The 24331-nt window shown below is 35.7% G+C and carries 22 protein-coding genes; 21 read left to right on the forward strand and 1 reads right to left on the reverse strand.

What is annotated here, in order from left to right; all coding sequences use genetic code 11:
* The 18 genes from VIO64_RS11165 to VIO64_RS11250 form a co-directional block, all read left to right on the forward strand.
* On the forward strand, nucleotides 1–531 hold a 531-nt coding region (locus tag VIO64_RS11165), incomplete at its 5' end, for a transposase (protein WP_331918139.1).
* 598 nt (nucleotides 532–1129) lie between these two features.
* On the forward strand, nucleotides 1130–3454 hold the full coding sequence (locus tag VIO64_RS11170; protein ID WP_331918141.1) for an S-layer homology domain-containing protein: 2325 nt from the start codon (nucleotides 1130–1132) through the stop codon (nucleotides 3452–3454).
* Between the two features lie 123 nt (nucleotides 3455–3577).
* Nucleotides 3578–3934, forward strand: a complete 357-nt coding sequence (gene ylxM / locus VIO64_RS11175) for a YlxM family DNA-binding protein (RefSeq protein ID WP_331918143.1) — start codon at nucleotides 3578–3580, stop codon at nucleotides 3932–3934.
* Nucleotides 3935–3948: 14 nt separating this feature from the next.
* Nucleotides 3949–5292 (forward strand): signal recognition particle protein, encoded by a 1344-nt coding sequence (gene ffh / locus VIO64_RS11180; RefSeq protein ID WP_331918145.1) that lies wholly within the window; start codon nucleotides 3949–3951, stop codon nucleotides 5290–5292.
* Between the two features lie 104 nt (nucleotides 5293–5396).
* On the forward strand, nucleotides 5397–5639 hold the full coding sequence (gene rpsP, locus VIO64_RS11185; RefSeq protein WP_331918147.1) for a 30S ribosomal protein S16: 243 nt from the start codon (nucleotides 5397–5399) through the stop codon (nucleotides 5637–5639).
* Between the two features lie 90 nt (nucleotides 5640–5729).
* Entirely contained in the window at nucleotides 5730–5960 is a 231-nt protein-coding gene (locus VIO64_RS11190) for a KH domain-containing protein (protein ID WP_036942970.1), read from the forward strand.
* Nucleotides 5961–6103: 143 nt separating this feature from the next.
* Complete coding sequence (gene rimM, locus VIO64_RS11195; RefSeq protein WP_331918151.1) at nucleotides 6104–6622, forward strand: ribosome maturation factor RimM; 519 nt, start codon at nucleotides 6104–6106, stop codon at nucleotides 6620–6622.
* Between the two features lie 44 nt (nucleotides 6623–6666).
* A complete protein-coding gene (gene trmD / locus VIO64_RS11200) occupies nucleotides 6667–7356 on the forward strand; it encodes a tRNA (guanosine(37)-N1)-methyltransferase TrmD (protein WP_331918153.1) in 690 nt (229 codons plus the stop codon).
* A 142-nt stretch (nucleotides 7357–7498) separates the two neighbouring features.
* Nucleotides 7499–7843 carry a 50S ribosomal protein L19 gene (gene rplS, locus VIO64_RS11205; RefSeq protein WP_331918155.1) on the forward strand — a complete coding sequence of 115 codons (345 nt, stop codon included), beginning with the start codon at nucleotides 7499–7501 and terminating at the stop codon, nucleotides 7841–7843.
* 159 nt (nucleotides 7844–8002) lie between these two features.
* Nucleotides 8003–8650, forward strand: a complete 648-nt coding sequence (gene lepB / locus VIO64_RS11210; RefSeq protein ID WP_331918157.1) for a signal peptidase I — start codon at nucleotides 8003–8005, stop codon at nucleotides 8648–8650.
* Between the two features lie 37 nt (nucleotides 8651–8687).
* Complete coding sequence (gene ylqF, locus VIO64_RS11215) at nucleotides 8688–9662, forward strand: ribosome biogenesis GTPase YlqF (protein ID WP_331918159.1); 975 nt, start codon at nucleotides 8688–8690, stop codon at nucleotides 9660–9662.
* Complete coding sequence (locus VIO64_RS11220; RefSeq protein ID WP_331918161.1) at nucleotides 9640–10422, forward strand: ribonuclease HII; 783 nt, start codon at nucleotides 9640–9642, stop codon at nucleotides 10420–10422. Before ylqF ends, VIO64_RS11220 begins: the two co-directional genes overlap by 23 nt.
* A 54-nt stretch (nucleotides 10423–10476) precedes the next feature.
* Nucleotides 10477–12198 carry a flagellar hook-length control protein FliK gene (locus VIO64_RS11225; RefSeq protein WP_331918163.1) on the forward strand — a complete coding sequence of 574 codons (1722 nt, stop codon included), beginning with the start codon at nucleotides 10477–10479 and terminating at the stop codon, nucleotides 12196–12198.
* 117 nt (nucleotides 12199–12315) lie between these two features.
* The gene (locus VIO64_RS11230) at nucleotides 12316–12612 is read left to right on the forward strand and encodes an EscU/YscU/HrcU family type III secretion system export apparatus switch protein (RefSeq protein ID WP_331918165.1); all 297 of its coding nucleotides are present in this window, start codon (nucleotides 12316–12318) and stop codon (nucleotides 12610–12612) included.
* A complete protein-coding gene (locus tag VIO64_RS11235) occupies nucleotides 12596–12967 on the forward strand; it encodes a YraN family protein (RefSeq protein ID WP_331918167.1) in 372 nt (123 codons plus the stop codon). The genes VIO64_RS11230 and VIO64_RS11235 overlap by 17 nt, the downstream gene beginning before the upstream one ends.
* Before the next feature lie 14 nt (nucleotides 12968–12981).
* On the forward strand, nucleotides 12982–15126 hold the full coding sequence (locus VIO64_RS11240; protein ID WP_331918169.1) for a substrate-binding domain-containing protein: 2145 nt from the start codon (nucleotides 12982–12984) through the stop codon (nucleotides 15124–15126).
* A 127-nt stretch (nucleotides 15127–15253) separates the two neighbouring features.
* Complete coding sequence (locus VIO64_RS11245; RefSeq protein WP_331918171.1) at nucleotides 15254–17419, forward strand: substrate-binding domain-containing protein; 2166 nt, start codon at nucleotides 15254–15256, stop codon at nucleotides 17417–17419.
* Nucleotides 17409–18977 (forward strand): HD domain-containing phosphohydrolase, encoded by a 1569-nt coding sequence (locus VIO64_RS11250; RefSeq protein WP_331918173.1) that lies wholly within the window; start codon nucleotides 17409–17411, stop codon nucleotides 18975–18977. The genes VIO64_RS11245 and VIO64_RS11250 overlap by 11 nt, the downstream gene beginning before the upstream one ends.
* Before the next feature lie 6 nt (nucleotides 18978–18983).
* On the opposite strand, the gene VIO64_RS11255 is transcribed toward VIO64_RS11250, so the two are convergent.
* A complete protein-coding gene (locus VIO64_RS11255) occupies nucleotides 18984–20090 on the reverse strand; it encodes an AI-2E family transporter (protein ID WP_331918175.1) in 1107 nt (368 codons plus the stop codon).
* Between the two features lie 222 nt (nucleotides 20091–20312).
* On the opposite strand from VIO64_RS11255, the gene VIO64_RS11260 reads away from it, so the two are divergent.
* From VIO64_RS11260 to VIO64_RS11270, 3 genes are all read left to right on the forward strand, one after another.
* The gene (locus VIO64_RS11260) at nucleotides 20313–22169 is read left to right on the forward strand and encodes a GGDEF domain-containing protein (RefSeq protein ID WP_331918177.1); all 1857 of its coding nucleotides are present in this window, start codon (nucleotides 20313–20315) and stop codon (nucleotides 22167–22169) included.
* Between the two features lie 25 nt (nucleotides 22170–22194).
* Nucleotides 22195–23529: an ABC transporter substrate-binding protein gene (locus tag VIO64_RS11265; RefSeq protein WP_331918179.1), complete on the forward strand. Its 1335-nt coding sequence runs from the start codon at nucleotides 22195–22197 to the stop codon at nucleotides 23527–23529.
* 592 nt (nucleotides 23530–24121) lie between these two features.
* Nucleotides 24122–24331, forward strand: a 210-nt coding sequence (locus VIO64_RS11270; RefSeq protein ID WP_414705268.1) for a hypothetical protein, incomplete at its 3' end; no start/stop codon positions are given.

Consider the following 24331-nt stretch of genomic DNA (forward strand, 5'->3'; position numbering starts at 1 on the left):
ATAATAACGGTGTTAAATGAAAATATTCTCTCTAAAGAAAGCACTGTTTTAGCTGATAAGGAAGTCATTCTCGGTTGCCAAAGTACTCAAATGCAGCATTCATTAAGGATTATCCAGGTAATTGACTCCTCAAACGGAGAAATATTTAATATTGTTACAAACCGTTTTGACCTTACTGCTGAGGAAATTGCCCAAATATACCGCTTAAGATGGAGGATTGAAACATTCTTTAAATGGATCAAGCAACATCTTAAGATTAAAAAATTCTTTGGAACAAGCTTTAATGCCGTACTAATCCAAGTGTATTGTGCTCTTATATTGTTTTGTCTCCTAAAGCTAATGCATATGCTGGTTGGAACAAAATATGACTTCTTAAAGACAGTAAGGCTTATTGCAGGTGGACTTTGGAACTCTCTTTCACAACTTCAACAGGACTTGGCTCCTAAGAGGCCTCCTCCTGAATGCGGGCGAAAACGATTTAATTGGAAACAAGAATTTGAAGCAGTTCTGCAGTTGTATAAAGTAGATTAATCGTATTAAGTTTTTAAATTTTATAGTGTTCAGCCTTAAGAGGTCACTCTCTTTTTCTCTTGCACTACCCATTATTTTCTTATGGGTGCAAGCTATACCAGTAATGAATTTACATTGACTTTTTGTTGAAAATTTTTTGCAACACTAATTATAAAAACTCTTAGTTTGTGAAAAGGGTGGATTTTTTATATTTTTCGAAACTTAAAAACAATTTTGTTCATATTATACCAAGAAAGGACATTGAAACGACACAACATCTAAATTAAAATAATTATAGAAACATTTTGTAAAATTAAATTATGATTTTACTTATCTTGGGAGCCTGAACTCCCATTTTCATTTTGTAAGCATCTTTTCTGATAAATTTCTTGTCCCATTGGATACATCCCAAGGGGAAGTCTGAGTGACACAGTATCTCGTATTTAAGGATATAAATGTGAAAAAAGGTTTACATATTTTTGTCTTATTTGATATAATATTCATATATTTTATTCATAATAGCACTTATATATAATAAAGATGGTTACAGCTAAAATACTTAGTTGATGATCTTTAAATATTTTTTATCAAAGTTTTTTTGGGGAGGATGATTATTTTTATGTTTCTTACTGATTACGGCAATTCAAATTCCAGCAAGAGATATTCTAATGTAAAAAAGTTAATATGTTTAATGCTTGTGCTGTTTAATATGCTGGTTTATCTACCGGTTAATACTTATGGAGGCCCGGGTCCCCATTATCTTAATGTTGGTTCAGTAGAAGGAAAGGTGAAAGATATTGTCGAAGTGCCAATTTGGTTTTCTAATTTGCCAACTCGCAATATTAGTAAGTTTTCCTTTGACCTTGGTTATGACAACAAAATTTTACAATATGAAGGTCAGGAGATTCATTTGGAAAATGAAGATCAGAGTATTAAATTGGATTTTAAAATTACCAACAAACCTGATGGTTCAATAAGATTTGAGTACAATTTAGATGATGGAAACAGTGATGATATTAAAAAAGAAGACAATATTGCCACTATCAAGTTTGAAATACTGGACGGAAAAAGCTCAAATTTAACTGTTAGTAACTTATATGTGAATCCTAAGCCTTTGAGTCCTATGGAAGGAAAGAATGGGAGGATTACTGTAATTGAAACAAATACACCCACTAATACACCAACAAAAAAGCCAAGTAATACACCAACTTATACACCCACCAATACACCAACTGCCACTCCCACTGTCACTCCTGCTGAAACACCTGTTCAAAGTCAGAATGGTCTTTTAGGAAAGTATTATGATGACAACGATGGGAATAAATATTTTAAAAACCATGTATATACAAGCTTAGCCAAACAGATAAAGTTTGACTGGGGTAATGATATTTTTAATATTAAGGTACCCGTGGACAATTTTTCAGTTGTATGGGAAGGGTATGTTATACCAAGTTCCACTGCAGAGTATACATTTTACACAAAAGCAGATGATGGAGTTAGGTTGTACTTGGACGGCAATACAAATCCAATTATAGATGATTGGACAATACATGCAGCCATAGAAAAAAACAGTGATCCTATAAGGTTGGAAGAAGGCAAAAAGTATGCTATCAGATTAGAGTATTTTGAACAAGGCGGCCAAGCAAGTGTTGAGTTATCATGGTCTTCAAATAACGGTCTGGCGAAAGAAATAATTCCTAATAAAAATCTCTGGTATGAGGCTCAATCAACCCCAACCCCAACTAAAGCAACATCAACCCCAACTAAGGCAACATCAACACCAACATCAACACCAACATCAACACCGACTAAGGCAACAGCGACAATAACGGCTACATCTAAAGTGTCAGGTACCCCAACACCTACAGCGACACCATATGTAGCACCATACATACCACCGGCATCATCAAACCCTGTACTGCAGCCGGTACCTACAGTGCCTCAGACTATACCGAGCGATCTTTCTTTGGCATTGAGTTCCGACAAGGCAACATACGATGCCAATCAGAACATTGTGTTTACAATCCACTATAGAAACAGGCTTGCTACTGAGGTCAGCAACGTTAAGCTTTCTTCAGACATACCGGGAAACACAACTTATGTCGAAAGCACCGGCGGTATTGTTGCAGGAAATAAAATTACATGGGATTTGGGGGCTCTAAAGGGCAATCAGGAAGGTACCGTAAAATATACTGTAAAGGTTGATTCGTTTGATGGTACAGATAAGGAAACCGTAATCAACGCCAACATCACCAGCACCAACTCTAAGGATAATACTGAGGATGACAACAAATCCATATTGAAGGTATTGCTTTATGCGAAAAAGGCGGCACTTGGAAGCCATAAGAAGTATATTAACGGATATCCGGATAATACTTTCAGGCCTGAAAAACCTATTACTAGGGCCGAGATTTCATCCATAATAGCCAGGGTTTTGAACCTTGATTTATCCTCAAATGAGCAGATTTTCACTGATGTAGGCAAGAGTCATTGGGCATTTAGAGAGGTTAATGCTGCAACGAAGAGCGGATTTTTTAAAGGGGCTACTCCAACAAAATTTAAACCCGATGCCTTTATTACAAAGGGCGAGCTTGCAGCCGTCATATGTAGATGTCTTGGTATGGAGGAGTCCTCCATTGACGAAGAGGACTTTTTCTTCAGTGATACCAAGGATGACTGGTCGGGACAGTATGTTGAGGAGTTGTACAGGTCCAAGATAGTTGTTGGAAGCGGCGGAAAGTTTTATCCAAGGAACCAGATAAAGAGGGCTGAGGCAATTACAATGATAAACAGAATGCTTTTTAGGGGACCACTTTCAGGTAAAACTTTACAGTTTACAGATGTTTCGGCAGACCATTGGGCATATGGGCAAATTGCAGAAGCGGTATTTGACCATAAATACTCCAAGGATCCAAAGAGTGGAGAAAAATACGAAGAAAAATAAAGTTTTTCTTGACAAATCAGAATCAGTACACTAAAATTAGGTGTAAAGTATTTTTGCTTTACACCTATCAAGGATAACAAAATCATTTCATGATTTTGCTATCATGACTAAGGATTGAATAATATGAATAATGTATTTGAAATAGGGTTATTGATGGATTTTTATGGACAGCTCCTTACCGAGCGTCAAATGGAAATTCTGGATATGCATTACAACAACGACTATTCCCTTGGGGAGATTGCCGAGGAGCTTGGTGTAAGCAGACAGGCAGTTCATGACAACATAAAACGCGGTAAAGCGATACTTTATGAGTTTGAAGACAAATTAGGTCTTTTGCAGAAATTTACAGAGCAAAAAAGAAAAGCAGTGGAAATACTTGAATTATTAAAGTGCATAAACATAGATAAGCTCGATATAAATGGTAAAGAGAGTATCGACAAGATACAAGAAGGCGTTGAATTCATAATCAACAGAATCTAGAGGAGTTTTGATATATGATATTCGAAGGATTGTCAGGAAAGTTACAGGAAGCGGTTAACAAGCTTCGAGGAAAAGGCAGAGTTACTGAAAAAGATGTAAAGGAAATGATGAGGGAGATAAAGCTGGCTCTCTTGGAAGCCGATGTCAACTTTAAAGTGGTAAAGGACTTTATAGCAAAGGTTTCAGAGAGATCTGTAGGGCAGGATGTATTAGATAGTCTTACCCCGGGCCAGCAGATAATAAAGATTGTTCATGAAGAGCTGATAGAGCTTTTAGGACGTGAATCAAGCAAAGTTACATTTTCACCCAAGCTTCCTACTATTTTTATGATGGTTGGTTTGCAAGGGTCGGGTAAAACCACTACTTCAGGAAAGCTGGCAAACCTAATTAGAAAGCAGAATGCTAAAAAGCCTTTATTGGTAGCATGTGACGTTTATAGGCCTGCGGCCATCAAGCAGTTGGAGGTTGTCGGCGGACAGCTTAATATCCCGGTATTTAATATGGGAGATAAGGTTAGCCCCGTTGAGATAGCAAAAGCAGCTATAGAGCATGCCAAACTCAAATTATACGATCTTGTTATTATAGATACTGCTGGACGTCTCCATATTGACGAAGAGCTTATGGATGAGCTTGTAGGCATCAAAAAAGCGGTTATGCCGCAGGAAATTTTGCTGGTAATTGACTCAATGACGGGTCAGGATGCAGTAAATGTTTCACAGAGCTTCGATCAAAAGCTTGGAGTAGACGGCATAATTCTTACAAAGCTCGACGGTGATACAAGAGGTGGAGCAGCCTTATCTGTTAAGGCGGTAACAGGAAAACCCATTAAGTTTGCCGGTATGGGTGAAAAGTTAAGTGATTTGGAGCCCTTTTTCCCAGACAGAATGGCATCAAGAATTCTCGGCATGGGAGATGTGTTAAGCCTTATTGAGAAAGCCCAGGAGGCTTTTGATGAAAAGAAGGCACTTGAGCTTGAAAAGAAAATGCGAACCATGCAGTTTACGTTTGAGGATTTTCTAGACCAAATGCAGCAAATAAAAAAGATGGGACCCCTATCCCAGATATTAGGGATGCTGCCAGGTGTTAATACAAAGGCGTTAGAGGGTGCTGGTCTGGATGAAAAGAAAATGGGAAGGGTAGAGGCCATTATTAAGTCAATGACCAGACAGGAAAGACAGGACCCAGGCATATTAAACGGCAGCAGGAGAAAAAGAATTGCCTTTGGAAGCGGTACAACCATTCAGGAAGTTAATAAGCTCCTGAAAGAGTTTGAAGAAATGAAAAAGCTCATGAAGGTTATGGGTGATATGGGTAAACACGGTAAAAAAGGAAAGGGAAGATTCCGTATGCCTTTCTAAATAACAGCTTATAATTTTTAAAATAAATATAATACCCTGTACTGGCACAAACTATTTGCATGTCGGGCGGTATATGATTGTAGTTTTTAAAGGAGGTGAAAAACGTGGCAGTTAAGATGAGATTAAAAAGAATGGGTGCTAAGAAAAGTCCTTTCTACAGAGTAGTTGTTGCTGACTCTAGATATCCTAGAGATGGAAGGTTTATTGAAGAGATTGGTACTTATAACCCTATAACAGAACCAGCTCAGATTAACATAGACAGTGAAAAAGCTCAGAAGTGGTTAAAAAATGGAGCTCAACCCACTGATACAGTTAAGTCATTGCTGAAAAAGACAGGCGTTATCTAAGCTTTATAAAATATTAGCCAGTGGTTTCTGCTACATATAAGGGGCTACTCCATATATGTGCATATGTGTAGGATATTTGGAGGTCGTACAATGAAAGAACTACTTGAATTCATAGCAAAATCTCTTGTTGATGAGCCTGATATGGTTTCAGTAAATGAAGTTGAGGGCGAACAGTCCATTATTCTTGAGCTCAAGGTAGCAAAGGATGATATGGGAAAAGTAATTGGAAAACAAGGAAGAATTGCTAAGGCAATAAGAACTGTTGTAAAATCTGCAGCAGTGAAGGAAAACAAAAGAGTTGAAGTTGATATAATCCAATAAAATAGCCTGTATGAACTGTTGAGGATTAACTTCATATATTCTAATACAGTCAAACACTTTAGGCCTCTTACAGGTCTAAAGTGTTTTATTTAGTCATGTGTGTGCTGCACCACTTAATATTAGTCCACTAGAGGAGAAAGCTTATGAATGAATATCTGCAGGTTGGAAAAATAGTGAATACCCATGGGATAAGGGGCGAGGTTAAGGTTATCCCCCTGACAGACGATCCTAGAAGGTATGACGATTTAAAAGAGGTATTTGTCGGCACCGATAATAAAAAAGATATATTTAACATTGAAAATGTAAAGTATTTTAAAAATACTGTTATTATAAAATTTAAAGAGTCTGTTGATATGAACTATGCTGAAAAGCTAAAAGAGATGTTTATATATGTTGACAGAAAAAATGCAGTGAAGCTTCCTGAAGGTAGATACTTTATCTGTGATCTTATTGATTTGGAGGTTTTTGAGCTTGATGGCAACAGGCTTGGAGTACTGAAGGATGTGATTCAGACCGGAAGCAATGATGTTTATGTAGTAAAAACTGCTGAAAATAAAGAGATTCTTATTCCGGCCCTAAAAAGCGTTATCAAGGAAGTATCCATTGAGGATAGATTTATGAAAGTGGAACTTCCTGACGGACTCCTTGATATATATAGATAAAGCTAAATTTCTGTTCAGTATCTACAAAGAAGGGTTGTACTGCCATGCGATTTGATGTTTTGACCCTCTTTCCCGAATCTTTTAATTTGGTTATGTCTGACAGCATAATAGGGAATGCAAGGGAAAAGGGAATCATTGAGATTAACACCATAAATATACGGGATTTTTCCACCAACAAGCATAAAAAGGTTGACGACTATCCATACGGAGGAGGAAGTGGTATGGTAATGACTGTTCAGCCTATTTATGATGCTTTTATGTCCATTGCAGACAGTGTGGGATATAAGCCCTGGACTATATACATGTCGCCTCAGGGAAGGGTGTTTAACCAGCAAATAGCCAAGGAGATTAATGGGCATGGGCATGTGGTGCTATTATGCGGCCACTATGAGGGAATTGATGAAAGGATTATTGAGGAAATAGTTGATGAAGAGATTTCAATAGGCGACTATGTTCTTACAGGAGGAGAACTGCCTGCTATGGTGGTTATTGACTGTGTCAGCCGCCTGGTACCGGGAGTTCTTTCTAGTGAGGATTCATTTACAGAAGAGTCCCATTACAACGGACTGCTTGAATATCCCCAATACACAAGACCTTATGAGTTTATGGGAAGAAAGGTTCCAGATATACTTCTGTCCGGACACCATGCAAATATTGAAAAATGGAGAAAAGAGCAGTCAATTGAAAGGACTCTTAAGAAGAGGCCTGATTTAATGAGTAAGGGAAATATCTGATAGTAGACCATTTTTATCATATGAATTTTAAATTTATTATTTACATAAGTACAAGTTTATGTTATAATACCCTAGTGTGTATTACGGACGGTCCGCTGCAATATGGTGCAAGAACGTCTAGGCAAGGGAGGAGGACGAAAAAATGGATATAATTAAGGCGATTGAAAAAGAACAATTAAAGACTGACCTTCCACAATTAAATGTTGGAGATACAGTAAGAGTACATGTAAAGGTTAAAGAAGGAAATAAAGAAAGACTTCAGGCTTTTGAAGGTACTATAATCGGTAAAAAAGGCGAAGGATTAAAGGAGACTTTCACTGTAAGAAGAATATCTTATGGTGTAGGTGTTGAAAGAATCTTCCCTGTTCATTCACCTAAGCTCGACCATATCGACATAGTTAGAAGAGGTAAAGTAAGAAGAGCAAAACTTTACTACCTGCGTGCAAGATTAGGAAAAGCTGCAAAGGTTAAGGAAAGAATCGGTTAATTTATTAAAATACAAATTAAAAAAAGGGACGAAAGTCCTTTTTTTGATATATAAAAGATTATGAAGTATGCTACGCCACAATTATCGCGACAATAAGAAATATAAAACATACCTGAAGTGATTTTGATCTTATAACTATTGATAAAGATGGGATTTCTTATGGAAAATAATCAAGATTATAATGAAGAAAAAAGTAAAATAGATGAATCAGGGGAAAATATGCCTGCTGTAAAAAATGTGATTCAGTGGATAGGCATAATTATACTTGCTTTGTTCATATCTCTGCTAGTCAGGGGCTATGTTTTTGAGTTTGTGACGGTTGACGGACCTTCAATGCAAAATACCATGTTTTCCGGACAACGTCTTATTGTTTATAAGCTGGGCTATTCAATATCTTTTCCTGAAAGGGGCGACATAGTTGTATTTAAACACAAAGAAGGAACAGGTTCTGTTATTCCTTTTGCGGATAAGATACCAGTTGTAAGGGATATTATACCTAAACAGGGTGAGGAGGATTACATAAAAAGGGTAATAGCAGTTCCGGGTGATAGGGTTGACATAAGGGACGGTGCTATATATATCAATCAAAATAGACTGTCTGAACCCTATGCAATTGGAAGGACTTACGTATATCAAGGGCTTGAGTTTCCAATAGACAGTATACCTGAGGGTAAGCTGTTTGTGGTTGGAGACAACAGGGAAATGAGTTCAGATTCAAGAATGATAGGGCTTATTGATATTGATCAAGTAAAAGGCAAAGCTGTATATAGGATATATCCTATGGACAAAATGGGAATATTAAAATAGAAAGATAAACGACATTAGTAAATTTACGGAGGAGACAATGAATATACAATGGTTTCCGGGGCATATGGCAAAAACAAGAAGGCTCCTGGCAGAAAACTTAAAAATGATAGATGTAGTAATTGAGCTTCTAGATGCAAGAATACCTAGAAGCAGCAAAAATCCCGAGATAGATGAAATAATAAAAGGTAAACCCCGTATAATGGCCTTTAACAAGTCGGACCTTGCGGATGAAAAAGTATCTAGGGACTGGCTGAAACATTTGAAATCGATGGGCTATACCTGTATATTTATTGACTCAATAAAGGGCACTGGAATAAATGAGCTGAAAGCCATGGTAAACGATGCTGTTAAGGACAAAATGGACAGGCAAAAGCAAAAGGGCTATGTGTTCAGGTCGGTTAGGACCATGGTTGTAGGTGTGCCCAATGTAGGAAAGTCATCCTTTATAAATAAAATCGCAGGCAAGGCCAGTGCTGTTACCGGAGACAGACCCGGTGTCACTCGCGGAAAGCAGTGGATCAGAATAAATGAGAAAATTGAGCTTTTGGATACCCCGGGTATTCTCTGGCCAAAGTTTGACGACATGGAGGTTGGCTCAAACCTGGCATTTACCGGGGCTATAAAAGATGATATTTACGATATAGCAGAGGTAGCAGCTGCACTTATGGAAAAGCTTAAAGAAACATACCCTGATAAGCTTGCTGCAAGATACAAGCTGGAGCAATTGGATGACCGATCAGGTCTTGATCTGCTTACTCTGGCAGGCAGAAAAAGAGGATGCCTTATTTCAGGTGGAGAAATTGATCTGTACAGGATTGCTGCCATTGTTTTAGATGAGTTCAGAGGCGGAAAAATAGGCAGAATATCATTGGAAAAAGCTGATGATGTTCGGTCTGAAAAGGAAGTCTGCAAGGATGAAGGTAATACGAAAGAAGGCAGCCTGGATGAAGGTAATATAAAAGAAGAATGTATAGAAGAAGGTGATGAAAATGGCAGCCAGGATGAAGATTAAGGATATTGAGCTTTTGGTTAAGGAGCTTGATGCAGAAGCAGCCCTTAAGAAGCTGTATAATATAAGGGAAGAAACCGGTATGTCCCTTGATAAGCTAATTGTCAAATACCAAAAAAAGAAGGATGCATTTGATAAGGAAAAAGCCAGATATGATACAATGTGCGTCTATGAAAAGGATGCATATAAAAAAGGAATTAAAATTATTGCCGGTGTAGATGAGGCCGGAAGGGGGCCGCTGGCAGGTCCAGTTGTTGCCGCTGCAGTTATTCTTCCTCAGGATATCTTCATTGAAGGGCTCAATGATTCAAAAAAGCTTTCCCACGAGAAACGAGAAAAATTGTACGATATCATAATAAAAAATGCTTTGTCTTACGGTATAGGTATGGCAGATGAGAAATGTATAGATGATATAAACATTTTAAATGCCACCATAAAAGCAATGGAGGAGGCAATAAATAAGCTAGGCCCCCAGCCTGAACTGCTTTTAATTGATGCAGTCAAATTAAAAAATGTGGGGATGAGACAGCTGAACATCATAGGCGGAGATGCCTTAAGCGTTTCAATAGCAGCTGCATCGGTTCTGGCAAAAGTAACCAGGGACAGGCTTATAGCCCAGATGCATAACCAGTATCCGGAATACGGCTTTGCAAATCACAAGGGATATGGAACAAAGGAGCATATAGAAGCTATAAAGAAATTTGGAATTTGTCCGATACATAGAGTAAGCTTTACTAAAAATTTTGTAATGACTAAAGCATAACTTCACCTTTAGGGTAAGTAATATTTTAGTCGTTACTTACCTTAAGGGTGGATTATGAGGGTTACTCATTTTAATAATATCCAAGCTGCTTCTGTTACCAATATTGACGAGATTCTTTCAAAACTCAATGTGGGTGATTCATTGAAAGCCAGAGTAATGGGAATATCGGAAAATGAGCTTATTTTAAAGCTATCCGACGGCTCTTTAATTAAGGCTGCCTCAATGATTCCTCTGGATCTGGAGCAAGGCCAGTTGGTGGACTTTATAGTAAAAAATAAAACCGATAACCAGCTGTTTATTGAGACAATTAAAACCAATGTCCAAAAGTCCGACAGCGAAAATATAAAGGCAGCACTTCTTTCCATGGATATCAAGCCTGATGAAAAAAACATGGAAATAGCAAATGCCATCAAATCAAATAACATTTCAATAAACAAAGATGTATTTAAAAACATATTTGATTCATTAAAATTCTTTAAAAATTTGTCTCCATTAAAGGCCGCTTTTCTTGCTGCCAATAATTTCAGCATAGGGGAAAAAAATATCTCTGCATTAAACTCATTATCAGACAGCAGTACCAAGATGGGTAAGAGCCTGGACAGCTTGCAAGGACTTCTTGAAAGTATGGGCGACCCTGAACTGTTGGAGAAAATTGAAGCCAATCTTTCTAAGAATACCGGTTTGAATTCTAATGTGCACAATAAGGCTCAAACAAATACAGGTACTAATATACCTATTGATATTAAAAAGCTTATTGAGAACACAAAAACTTCCGCTGATTCATCCTTAAAAAATCCATTGAATATGCTTACGGATGGTGAAATTGAAGGGCTTTCAAAACTGATTCAGGGATCCATTGAAGGGGATTCGGAAGCTCTTTTAAATAAAATTAAAGACTATATAAAAGGAAGTATGTCAAACCTGGATTTATCCAATATAGCCAATGATGATAAAATTGCTGATGGCAGTGCTTCTTATCAGGATGGAAAAAAGATTAATGGAGAAAACAAAGGCATTGATATCAAATTTACCCAGCTGGAAATAGATGACTTCATTAGAGATATGAAAAGCTTGTTTGAAAAAACAAAAACAAATGGCACCGATTCCACCGGATCTCAAGAAACTAAAAACTTGCATGGAACAGGTAGCAGTGACAGGGAAAATAAGGTTATAAGTAAAATTTTCAATTCGCTCTTTGTAAGAATCGATTCTGAAACCTTAAAGGATGATCTCCATGCTAAAAATCTGTATAAGGATATAAATAACGTTCTTGAGATAATAAGGGATACGGCAGCAGCCTCAGATAGTCCTATGAAAGATCAGATTATTGGCAAAACCGAAAATATGCAAAATATGATCAGGTTTATGAATGAGCTCAATAGCCACAGTACATTTCTTCAAATACCTGTTAAGCTGATCGATCAAAATACCAATTGTGAGATATATGTTTTAAAGAAAAACGGGGGCAAAAATAAGATTGACCCGAACAATGCAACTGCCTATATTTCCCTTGATACTACCAATATCGGTAAGGTTGATTCCTTAATCAGCCTCAATAAAAAGAATATTAGCGTTAATATGATTGTTAGCAGCATTGATGTCAGAGACTTTGTGAAGACAAGCTACAGCATCTTATACAAGAGCCTCAGAGAGAAGGGGTATAACCTGGTTGATCTTAAATGCCGGGTGGTTGAAGAGGATGTTAATTTTATCAATGTTAATCAAGTTATGAATAAAGACATGGCTAAAAGAGGAACTATTGATTTTAAAGTTTAGTCATGATCAAAAAATAACTTCCGCTATAAATTTCTCTCATGTGTTGACTTAACTCGTGAACACCCGCTCAAAAGCGGAAGTAATTTTTCAATCATGCCTTAGCAATAGGGGGAAACAATGGATAAAAAGCAAAAAAAAATAAAGGAAGCGGCAGCACTAAAATATAATCCGGGAGAGAACAGTGCACCTAAAATTGTAGCATTGGCAAAAGGAGAGATTGCAGAAAAAATAGTAGAGAGAGCAGTGGAGAATGATGTGCCTGTATATGAGAACGCACAGCTTGCTCATGCACTAAATGCCCTTAATTTAGGAGATGAAATACCACCCGAGCTATATGAGGTGGTTGCCGAAATACTTGTATTTGTCGGGTCTATTGATAGCGGATATGGTGAGGCTAATGGAAAAAATAAATAAGAGGCTGATCGGAAGCACAAATGAAAAAATTGCAGCAAGTTACCTTGAAACTTGCGGATATATAATTTTAGATATAAATTTCAGGGCTGGAAAACATGGAGAAATAGACATTATTGCCCGGGAAAAGGATTATATCTGCTTTGTGGAGGTTAAATCTCGAAGAAGCCTATTATTCGGCACTCCCGCTGAGGCGGTAAATAAAAGAAAGCAGGATAGGATTAGAAAAGTTGCATATATTTACATAAACCAACATAGATTGCACGATAATAACTTAAGATTCGACATAGTTGAGATAATAATGGAAAACAAGAGTCTGGCTGTCAGAGAAATAAATTTAATCAAGAATGCCTTTTGAAAGGAAATATGGCTATGAATAAAAAACGTTTGAATATTGGGGTTATAACCAAATATGTTGAGAATTTTTATTTCGGATCTTTGATAAAAGGCATACATAAAACCCTAAAAATAGAGAATGCCAGGCTTTTTGTTGTAAATACATATATGCTGGATAAATTCAGATTGGATGTTAAGGGGGATACGGATTTTTTTCCAATATCCTCTGATCATATTGACGGGTGGATAATTCTTACTGAAGGTGTGAGCGAGACGTATAAAATAAAGCTTATACAAATGGGAAAGCCTGTTGTACTTGTTGCACACAAACCAAACCAATATAATTGCACTACTTTAATCGATGATGGCTTTAATAGTGCAAAACAGGTAGTAGAGCATTTTTTATCACATGGACATAAAAGAATTGCTTATGTAGGGTGCAATGGAGTTTATGATATGACTGTGAGATATTCAGGATATAGGAAGACTCTTGAAGAATACGGTTTGTTTGATCAAAGTCTTGTGTATGATGTAGACGATCCTATGCCCGCTATAGGAAAAGAAGTTGCTGTGAAAATGCTTGAACGGGGTGTTGATTTTACTGCGGTTTTCGCTGCCAACGATTATCTTGCTTTTGGAATTATAGATGGCCTGAAAGAATGCAACGTTCATGTACCGGAGGATGTTGCAGTTATTGGGTATGATAATAATGATAAATCCAGCTTATTTAAACCATCCCTTACCAGTGTTGATCAGAATACATACAATATGGGAATTGAGGCTGGCAAAGCAATATTAAAAAATATAAATAAGAAGGGTCTAGAGATTGAAACCATACTGATAAAATCAGATTTCATAATTAGGGAATCTTGCGGTTGTAATATTATACAAAAAAAGGATGATATTCCTACAAAAGAGAACATTGAATATAAAAGATCAATGATTGAGCGGCTTCAAGATGTAATGTACAAAAACTCAGATTTCGGTGCAAAGCTTTTTTCTTTGAATATTGATCAGATTATTAAGCTCATCCCTGAAATAGTCGACGAATATACATGGTTCTGCTACGGTTTATTAAAGGATAATGACTCAAAATACGGTATGGTTATCCAAACCATTGTTGATAAAATAAAAAATGAACGGAAGGATGAAAACATTGAGTGTAACTTGGAGAGTTTTCCTCCAATAGGATTAATGCTTGACTATGAACTGCATGAAGATGATGTAATATGGATTGTACCTATTTCAACAGAAAAAAAGGATATAGGTGCTATGGCATATGTGTCAAAGATATACGTAGAATCAAGTCTTTATGTATATGATATGCACATGGTGCTCTATAATCTCCTTGGCGTTTCCATCGACAGGGATCTGGCATTGACGGATTTGAAGGAGGCTTTGAACAATTTACAAAGAACTCAGGAACAGCTTATTGAATCTGAAAAGCTAGTTTCCCTGGGAAGTCTGGTGGCAGGTGTTGCCCATGAAATAAACAATCCTATAGGTGTTGGAGTAACTGCCACAACCTTTATGGAAAGCAATACAGTTCAGCTTAAACAGCTGTTTGAAACAAACAAACTTACAAAAACAGATCTCACAAAGTTTCTGGAAAAAAACAGTGAGTGCGTAAAGATATTGATAATGAACCTGCAAAAAGCATCAAACCTAATTAAAAGTTTCAAGCAGATTGCTGTGGATAACACAATCGATGAAAAACGATCGTTTAATGTAAGAGAATATGTAAATGATGTTATTCTCAGCCTTAATTCAAAATTAAAAAAGAAGAATATTAAAGTAAATTTAGAATGTTCTGAGGGATTGGAGCTGATTTGTAATCCGGGACAATTGTCCCAAATTATAACAAATCTTGTTTTGAACTCAGTAATGCATGCTTATGATGAAGAGGAATCTGGAGAAATAACAATTAAATTTGAAAAGAATGAAGGCAACTTGTTAATTGAATATAAGGATGATGGAAAAGGAATGGAAGCTGAAGTTTTTGAAAAAATATTTGAACCCTTCTTCACAACTAAAAAAGGTAGTGACGGTTCAGGCTTAGGCCTTAATATTATTAGCAATATAATAAAACAGAAGTTTGGTGGAAGTATAGAATGTGAAAGCAAGTACAAACAAGGAACAAAGTTTGTAATAAAGCTGCCGCTGGCATCTGTGACAGGATAATATAAAGTGCTTAATCTGTAGCCAATTTTTAGAGGCAAAATTCAAAAGAATTTAGAAATAATATATTTAAAATCAGTTATTATGACGATAAATAAATATAAGCCAAGTTATCAGAAAGGGTCAAAATATGCCGGAAAGGTTAAATATAGGTGTTATTACAAAGTATACTGAAGGATACTACCATGGGGCATTGCTTGCTGGCGTTCACCAAGGCACGAAATTAAACAATGCCAATTTATTTGTATTGAATACCTTTATGATTAACCAGTTCTACTCCGATAAAAAAAAGGTGGAAAGTTACTACCAATTGGCACTTAAGCATATTGACGGTTGGATAATCCTTACTGAAGGTGCTGGCATGGATTATATAAATGTATTGGTTTCAACTGGAAAACCTGTTGTATCAATAGGCATATATAAAGGTGAATGCAGTTGTACAATTATAAAAAGCGACAATGTATACGGTGCAAAGGAAGCAGTCGAACACATAATATCCCATGGACATAGGAGGATCGGCTTTATAGGCTGGAAAGATATTGATGACATGGTTGATCGCTATGAAGGATACAAAGAGACACTAAGACTAAACAAAATACCCTATGATCCTAATTTGGTTTATTGGGCAGATGCTGGTACACCTAAAGAAGGTAAAAAAGCTATAGAATTATGGATAAAAAATAAAATTGAATTTTCGGCTGTTTTTGCTGCAAGTGATGGCCTTGCAGTCGGTACAATCGATGGGCTTAAGAATACCGGGTTGTTTGTTCCAAAGGATATAGCTGTTGTAGGTTATGACAATAGTTCAATTTCAAAAAGCAATAATCCAAGCTTTACATCAATGGATCAAAATATTCCTCTCTTAGGGGTTACTGCAGTTGAAACAATTATTGATGAATTAAGCAATACATCTCATAGCGGGAGAACGATACTGATAAAGCCAAGCATTGTAAAAAGAAATTCCTGCGGGTGCAGTTATGTCTTTGATGATGACAAAAAAACCACTAGGGAAGACGTTATACAAAAAAACTCTATTATTGAATATCTGGAGGATAATCTTTTCAAGAATTCAGATGTAGGTACAAAGCTGCTTACCTCAAACATTGAAGGCATTAAGAAGCTTTTTCCCGAACTGGTAGATAACTATTCATGGGAGTGTGTAGGCCTCTGGGAGGATGAATCGGCACACAGCAGCTTAAAAATAAACACAATATACAATTTATATAGTAAAATTGATCATAATAACAATATTGATATATATTGTGAAATAGAAAATTTTCCTCCTCAAGAACTGATGCCCGATAAAAACAGCATTAATAGTGACGATGTCATTTGGATAATGCCAATATCTTCAACAACCAGAAACTGGGGAGTCATGTCATATATTAGTCCGTTCAATGAAATAACTACACTTTTAAAATACAATATTTCAGTTGTTCTCATTACTCTTCTTGGCATAGCCATGGATCGTGATGTTGCTAAGACTGAACTGGAAATCGCCTTGGAAACACTGAAGCAAACACAAAAACAACTTATACATTCTGAAAAGATGGCTGCTCTAGGAGGCCTTGTTGCAGGTATAGCCCATGAAGTTAACACACCTGTAGGTGTTAGTGTTACTGCAGCATCCTACTTGGATGAAAAGAATAATGAAATAATAAAACTTTTTGAAGATGGCAAGTTAAAAAAAGGCGATATGGAAAAATATATTAATACCACCATGGAAACACTGAAAATTCTAAATATTAATTTAGCGAGGGCTTCAAATCTGGTTAAAAGTTTTAAGCAAATAGCTGTAGATCAGTCCATGGAAGAAAAACGGAGCTTTGTTATCAAGGACTATATAAGTGAAGTTTTGCTCAGTTTAAATCCCAAGATTAAAAAGACCAAACACAAGATAATAATAAACTGTGACGAGAATATAAAAATATACACATCACCAGGCGGTTTGTCCCAAATAATAACCAACCTTATAGTAAATTCCCTTGTTCATGCCTTTGAGGAAAATGATGAAGGTACAATGATCATAAATGTATCACGGAAAAACAGTGAAATAATTATTGAATACAGTGATAACGGAAGAGGAATAAACGAAAATGATATAAAAAAAATATATGACCCTTTTTTTACCACAAAAAGAGGCAATGGAGGAACAGGACTAGGTCTTAATATTGTATACAACATTATAACTAATGAATACAAGGGAAGTATAAAGTGTAAAAGCACACCTGGAATAGGTACATCATTTACTATCAGAATACCGGAAAAAGAGGTGATTAAATCCGATGGCAAATAATGAGCTTTTGATGGATAGCGAGTATATGGATTTTTTCGATGAATCAACTGATGATATGGCATTGGAGGATAAAGGTAAAAAATGGAAAATTATGATAATTGATGACGACCATGAGGTTCATACCATAACAAAGCTTGTATTAAGTGACTTTGCCTTCAATAATGTCGCAATAGAATTCATAGATGCCTATTCTGCAAAAGAAGCACGTGAATTGTTAAAACAAACAACTGATCTTGCAATAATTCTTCTCGATGTTGTAATGGAGGAAGAGGATTCAGGCCTCAAACTTGTACAATTTATAAGGGAAGAAATAAAAAATCATGAAGTAAGGATAATCCTAAGAACAGGTCAGCCTGGACAAGCACCTGAAAAAAGGGTCATTGTGGATTATGATATTAATGATTACAAGGAAAAAACCGAATTAACGGCTCAGAAGCTGTTTACAACTATTGTTGCATCTCTTAGGGCTTATGAAAGCATTCATCTTACCAATCTAAATAAAAAAGGGTTGGAAAAGGTCATTGAAGCATCCTCATACCTTTTTGAGGTACAGTCAATATCAAAGCTTTCTGCGATTGTTTTAGAGCAGATTAATTCAATGCTGTGCTTTTACAAAAACATACCCTTAAAAGAGCAATGCAGCTTTGTTGCTTTCAAAAAATCCGATGGTTATTATATTACTGCTGCCTCAGGAAATTACACGATGTACCTGAATATGGACATAAAGGGGGTTATACCTCCAAGCATACATTCAGCTATAATTGAGGGAATAAGAGATAAGAGAATATTTACAATCGATACTAATATCGTACTCCATTTTAAAAGCATAACAGAACTTGAGTATATTCTATATTTTGAAGGTGCCAACGATTTTAAGGAGATGGACAAAAGCCTCCTTGAAATATTCAGCCATAATATATCAAATGCTTTTGAAAATGCGGCACTAAATCTTAAGCTTCAGGACACTCAGAAGGAAATAATTTATACTTTGGGCGAAATCGCAGAAGCACGTTCTAAGGAAACAGGAAATCATGTCAAGAGGGTGTCTGAATTTTCAAGGCTTCTTGCTTTAAAATGCGGAATGTCGGATTCGGATGCGGAAACTATTTCCCTTGCTTCTGCCATGCATGATATTGGTAAGCTCGGTGTTCCGGCCAGTATATTAAATAAGCCCGGAAAGCTTACGGTAGAAGAGTTTGAAGTGATAAAGACTCATACTACCATAGGCTATGAAATGCTTAAGAATTCTACAAAGGAAATAATAAGAACAGCAAGTATAATTGCATACCAGCACCATGAAAAATATAATGGAAAGGGCTATCCCAACGGACTTAAAGGTGAGGCAATCCATTTGTACGGACGAATCACGGCAATTGCTGATGTTTTCGATGCTTTAGGAACCATAAGGGTTTACAAACCGGCGTGGAATTTGGAAAAGATACTGGATTATTTCAGGTCTCAGAGGGGAGAACATTTTGATCCGTATTTAGTAGATCTTTTCTTTGAAAATATAGATGAATTCGTTGCCATAAGAAATTCTTTCAAGGATCATGTATAGATTGAATCAATCAATATCAGCTTCCAGTTTTTTATCGATAAATCCAAGAAACACCATTTTTAAAAGTGCCATAAAAGGCACAGATAGGAACATACCAACAACCCCGTAAACTGCTCCCCCGATTGTTATTGCTATCATAATCAGTATTGGATTTAGGCCAATTTTGTCTCCAATAATCTTAGGTGCAATAACGGTTCCGTCGATTTGACCCAGAACAAGCAGAAATATAAGAAGCCATACTGCCTTTATTGGACTGACAAAAAGGGTAATTAGTACGCTTGGGACAATTCCTATCAAAGAACCGAAATAAGGTATCAGATTGAATATTCCCACAAAAAGGCTAATCAGTAAAGGGTAAGGAATCCCCACTATAAAACAGAAGACAAGGCAAATGAGACCTATTATGAGGGAGTCGATAATCTTACCAATGATATACCTGGAAAAAATTTCATTCGCTTTTTTACTGAAGTCTACTAATTTATTGCCTTTCTCTTTTTTTAAAATTACATATACAGTCTTTTTTAGAGTAGATAAAATTGCTTCCTTGTCATAAAGAAGATATATTGAAATAGTTATACCTAGAATAAGCTTCATGATAATTGACGTAATATTTATAAGATTACTAAAAAGGTAGTTAATCAGTGCAATCAATAGATTTTGAGACTCGCCGATAATTTTCTCCATATTATTTTTTAAATATTCACTTAAATTGTACTGGCCGTCTATCAGCTTGAAATCTGCAATTTTAGACTCAGCCCAGGTGGTTGTTTTTTTAACATAATCAGAAAAATTATCATTTAACTGAGTTATGCTGTTTATTACAATTGGTGCAAGTATTGTTACAGCAAAAATAATCAAAGCAGAAAAAAGCACATAAATAATAGAGATGCTTAGATATCTGCGCACCTTAAGCTTTTTTTCGATGAATACCATCAATGGATTTAACACATATGCTATTGCAAATGCCCAAAACAAGTAGCTTAAGACCGAAAGAACAAATTTAACGCCATTTATAAGGTGCTCGGCATTATCAACCAGTTTGTATACTACAATAGCTATTATAATTATAGGTATATATTTCCAGTATGGAATTTTCCTGTATTTAAACGACATGACAGACCCACCCTTGTTTTTAAATATATGAAAATCACATAAGGATTATACCATAAAGGACAATATCTTCAAATATTTTTTTATAAACCGAATTAACAAAAAGTATTGCGATACAGTCGCAAATTTTAAAGAGAAAAGCGTCATTCTGAAAGGCAGGAGAGTCAAATTAATCAAAAAATTAGCAATTTACCTCTAAGGCCATATCGTAATATATTTGCTTTTATGCTTCTTTTAGCATTAAGCCTTATAACAAGGGTTTATGAACTGGATTTTTCCTATGGTGTCAGGTTTACCTTTGGGAATTTATTTATTGTTATAATCCTGCGATATTTTGGGCTTATAAAAGCTTTCTCCGTGGCAGTTATTGCTAATGCTCTGGAAATGTACTTTTTTAAGGGTAATTTTTATACGATTTTTTTTACTCTTGAAATTTTATTTTTAGGCATATTATGGAGAAATAAAAAAAGAAACTTGTTTTATATTGATATTATTTATTGGTCCCTCATCGGTGTACCTTTATCAGCAATTGTTTTTTATATAAATAACAGTTCAATAGGGGTAGAAGGTTTCCTCCTCATTGCAAATAACTGCATAAATGGTTTTTTAAATGTACTTGCTGCAGATATAATTATTTCATACTTACCAATCCAAATTATTCTTGGCCATAAAGAAAAAAAACTGGCAGATTTAAATAGACTTATGTTTCATTTAGCTATGGCTGCTGTTTTAGGACCCTTTTTGGTTTATATCATGGTGGATGGTTGGGTGACCCAAGAAAGATTAAATTCCGAAATACACCAGATATTGAATAAATCAACAACAAATATAATGGACCAGGTAAAAAATTGGGATACCAATGACCTTAGGAAGATTAGGTTAAGATCCCCAATACATATAAAAAGGTTTGAAGAGATTATAAAAAATAATCCATTTAATGAAAAAGTTGATGTGCTGGTAGTTGATAAAAACCATAACATTTATGCCGCAAATAAAGCGGCAGAAAAGTATGGTGGAACTTATAACTGGAAAGACGGAGGGAATGATATAAGTGTTTCAGAAAACATTTATATGTGGATGCCTGAAAGTAAGGAATTGGCTTTTAACATAAAACAATGGAGCCAGTCGTTTTATATAATGGTTTCTTCATTTGAAAACATGGATTTACATATTCAAGTAATAGTTTCACTATCAAATTACGCCGACAGCGTGTGGCAAAATTACCTTAATAAATTTGAAATTCTTTTGTTATTTTGCATTATTGCAATAGTCATATCACTTATGATGGGCCGCATTTTATCCAGAGATTTATCAAAGCTTACTATAAGCACCACAGGTCTTCCGGATAAGCTTAAACGTCATGAAATGATTGAGTGGCCGGACACATCAACAGTTCAGGTTAACACTCTGGTATCAAATTTCCAGGTTATGTCGGACAACTTGGTTAATCTCTTTACTGATATTAATATAATGAATGACAAGCTGTTGTCTCAAACAATAGAGCTTGAGAACTCAAGGGAAGAAATGAAACGGCTGGCTTATAACGATACTCTTACCGGATTACCAAATAGGTACTACTTTACAAAGTATCTTGAGGGGCTTCTTTGTGATGCAGATGTGAAAAATATAGCTGTAATGTTTATTGACCTTAATCGCTTTAAACAGATAAACGATAATCTAGGTCATGATATAGGGGATATGCTGCTAAATGAAATTGCACAAAGACTGAAATATTTTCTTAAGGATGACAGTTTTGTTGCCAGATTGGGCGGTGATGAGTTTGTTGTTATATTAAATGATACCGACCGCACAGAAGCATCAATGGCTGCAATGCATATAAATAAAACATTGTGTGAAGAGGTGGTTATTCACCAGAACGGTCAGATTCATAGCCTATATGTATCAGGTAGTATAGGAATAAGTTTATATCCGAGCGATGCAAAGGATAAGACAACATTACTAAAAAAAGCAGATCTTGCGATGTATTCTGCAAAGGAAACTGGTGGTAATACATATAAATTTTATTCCGATATGGAAAAGGCAAGTGTTGCTCAGAAATTGGAAAATATTTATAAAGTATAAAAATAACAGAAAGGAGACTATTTTAATGAGAAGAATACAGCTTTTGATTATGTTCATTTTAATATTTAGTTTGAATTTTATGGGAGGATGTCAGAATAGCACAGAAGGTTCGATTGATAAAGAAGCTGCTAATGGTAAAGTACAGCAAAAACCTTCACCGGTTAATGACGAGAAAAACAATGATAAGATTGTTGAATTGAAATTATGGAGCTGGTTCAGTCTTGGAGGCCTGTTAAAAGAATTTCAGGAGGCAAACCCAGGAATAATTGTAACAGAAAAGTTGTTTGAGTTTTCAAAGTGTCCGGAAGAGTATATGAAGGCTCTTACAAGCGGTGAGGGACCTGATGTTCTTGTATTTGACAGTGGTTTTTTCGGTCAGTACACAGTTAATAATGTTCTGCAGGATTTATATGAACCTCCTTTTTCAGCAGATAAATATAAAAATGAATTTTTAGGGTTTGAAAGCGGATTGTCTATTGATAAAAAACAGTTATTATCACTTACTATATCAACTGCACCCTATATTACTTTATACAGGCAGGATATAATGAAGGAAAATGGTTTTCCTTCTGATCCCTACGAGTTTGGAAAGTTCATAGAAAAGCCGGAAAACATTATGAAAATTTCTAAAAAACTAAAAGAAAAGCAGAAGTACATACTTATATTTCCAACTGATCTTACCGACATTACAGGAAGTGCTTTAGGATTTTTTGATGATAATTTAAACTATATCCGTAAAGGAGACTTGTTTTCAAAAGCTATAGATATGACGGCTCAGGCAGATAGAGACGGATTGTTCTTAGATGCAAATTTCTGGAGTGAAAACGGAAAAAAGGCTATTATGGAAAATGAACTTGCAATGTTTTTCTTGGGCTCTTATAGCATGGATACATTGGGAAGATATGCACCAATGCAAAAAGGCAAGTGGCGTGTTACAGTGCCGCCCTTCGGTTTGTCGTCATGGGCTTCGGATTCTAGAATGGCTATAAACATACAGAGCAGTTATAAGGAAGAGGCATGGAAACTTATGGAATATATTGTCACTCAAAAAAATAAAAATGGAGTAGATTACTTTAGTACAGTGCCTTCCTATATCCCTTATATAAAAAATCCAAAAAATTTCAATAGAAAACATGCATTCTTTGGAGATCAAAATGTATATCCCATATTGGCAGAATTGGCAAATAAAATGCCCCATTACAAACTAACACCAATGGACGATAAAGCTCTTGCAATATATAGAAAAACTATATGGACATCGGCAAAACATAAAGCAAAGTCCAGTGAAATTATAGAGAAAATGATAAAAGAGACAGAGATGGAGATAATTGAAGAAAAAAATGCATTAATGGGAAAGTAATTATATAATATGTTCCAACAAGCCAAATGTGGGTATGATCATATATTTAAATAAAATGATCTTACCCACATTTGGTTTATAAAAAAGATCAAAAAATCACAAGATATCGAAAAATAAACATAAGATATTTACTTGTGGGGGCCCTACGGTATATTCATAATATAAATTAAGAAAGAAGTTTTTTTAGTGACTTTTATAATAGAGATGTTATAATTATAATATAGGGAATTTTTATATAATTATTATTTATTTTCTTATGGTTCTTAGGGATTACTAGTCTTCTTAAATCCTATGAGCTTTTATTTTGCAAGAATAAGATAAAAGGATTAAGGAGTCTGGTACTATGAGCAAATTTAAACAGTCAAACATTTCTCCAGTTAGTTTTGCTGGTACACCTTCATTGGTAACATCTGTAACTTGGCCGCATAATCCGATTTCCAGAACAAACTAGAAGCAGATGCTAAAAAGGCCATTTAATGATACATATATAAATGGTGTTATAAATCTTAAGAAAAGTTCATAGAAAGGGGTGAAAAGAGAAAGAAAAGCAAAAAGAATTATATTTATTTAATCTAAGGAGGAAGAGTACAGTATGAAAATGAAAAAATTATTAAGTTGGGTACTGATATGGAGCATTTTGGCTACATATTTTGTACAAGCTGGTGTAACAGCTAATGCTGCAACACCTGTTGTTCCTTCAGTGGGAGCATATGAATCCGGGGTATACAGGAATCTGTTTGCCGAAATAGGAAAAACCGATGCAGAAATCAAAGCAAAATTGGAAAAAGAGTTTCAATCACTA

The organism is Pseudobacteroides sp., from assembly GCF_036567765.1.
In the GTDB taxonomy this organism is placed as follows: Bacteria; Bacillota; Clostridia; order Acetivibrionales; family DSM-2933; genus Pseudobacteroides.

Bases quoted from the DNA above. Each gene is read 5' to 3' on its own strand.
- VIO64_RS11235 (WP_331918167.1), top strand. From the start codon at position 12,596: ATGGAAAAAATAAATAAGAGGCTGATCGGAAGCACAAATGAAAAAATT.
- VIO64_RS11230 (WP_331918165.1), top strand. From the start codon at position 12,316: ATGGATAAAAAGCAAAAAAAAATAAAGGAAGCGGCAGCACTAAAATAT.
- VIO64_RS11220 (WP_331918161.1), top strand. From the start codon at position 9,640: ATGGCAGCCAGGATGAAGATTAAGGATATTGAGCTTTTGGTTAAGGAG.
- ylqF (WP_331918159.1), top strand. From the start codon at position 8,688: ATGAATATACAATGGTTTCCGGGGCATATGGCAAAAACAAGAAGGCTC.
- VIO64_RS11245 (WP_331918171.1), top strand. From the start codon at position 15,254: ATGCCGGAAAGGTTAAATATAGGTGTTATTACAAAGTATACTGAAGGA.
- VIO64_RS11260 (WP_331918177.1), top strand. From the start codon at position 20,313: ATGCTTCTTTTAGCATTAAGCCTTATAACAAGGGTTTATGAACTGGAT.
- VIO64_RS11255 (WP_331918175.1), bottom strand. From the start codon at position 20,090: ATGTCGTTTAAATACAGGAAAATTCCATACTGGAAATATATACCTATA.
- VIO64_RS11225 (WP_331918163.1), top strand. From the start codon at position 10,477: ATGAGGGTTACTCATTTTAATAATATCCAAGCTGCTTCTGTTACCAAT.
- rplS (WP_331918155.1), top strand. From the start codon at position 7,499: ATGGATATAATTAAGGCGATTGAAAAAGAACAATTAAAGACTGACCTT.
- lepB (WP_331918157.1), top strand. From the start codon at position 8,003: ATGGAAAATAATCAAGATTATAATGAAGAAAAAAGTAAAATAGATGAA.
- VIO64_RS11190 (WP_036942970.1), top strand. From the start codon at position 5,730: ATGAAAGAACTACTTGAATTCATAGCAAAATCTCTTGTTGATGAGCCT.
- VIO64_RS11170 (WP_331918141.1), top strand. From the start codon at position 1,130: ATGTTTCTTACTGATTACGGCAATTCAAATTCCAGCAAGAGATATTCT.
- VIO64_RS11250 (WP_331918173.1), top strand. From the start codon at position 17,409: ATGGCAAATAATGAGCTTTTGATGGATAGCGAGTATATGGATTTTTTC.
- VIO64_RS11265 (WP_331918179.1), top strand. From the start codon at position 22,195: ATGAGAAGAATACAGCTTTTGATTATGTTCATTTTAATATTTAGTTTG.
- ffh (WP_331918145.1), top strand. From the start codon at position 3,949: ATGATATTCGAAGGATTGTCAGGAAAGTTACAGGAAGCGGTTAACAAG.
- VIO64_RS11240 (WP_331918169.1), top strand. From the start codon at position 12,982: ATGAATAAAAAACGTTTGAATATTGGGGTTATAACCAAATATGTTGAG.
- trmD (WP_331918153.1), top strand. From the start codon at position 6,667: ATGCGATTTGATGTTTTGACCCTCTTTCCCGAATCTTTTAATTTGGTT.
- rimM (WP_331918151.1), top strand. From the start codon at position 6,104: ATGAATGAATATCTGCAGGTTGGAAAAATAGTGAATACCCATGGGATA.
- ylxM (WP_331918143.1), top strand. From the start codon at position 3,578: ATGAATAATGTATTTGAAATAGGGTTATTGATGGATTTTTATGGACAG.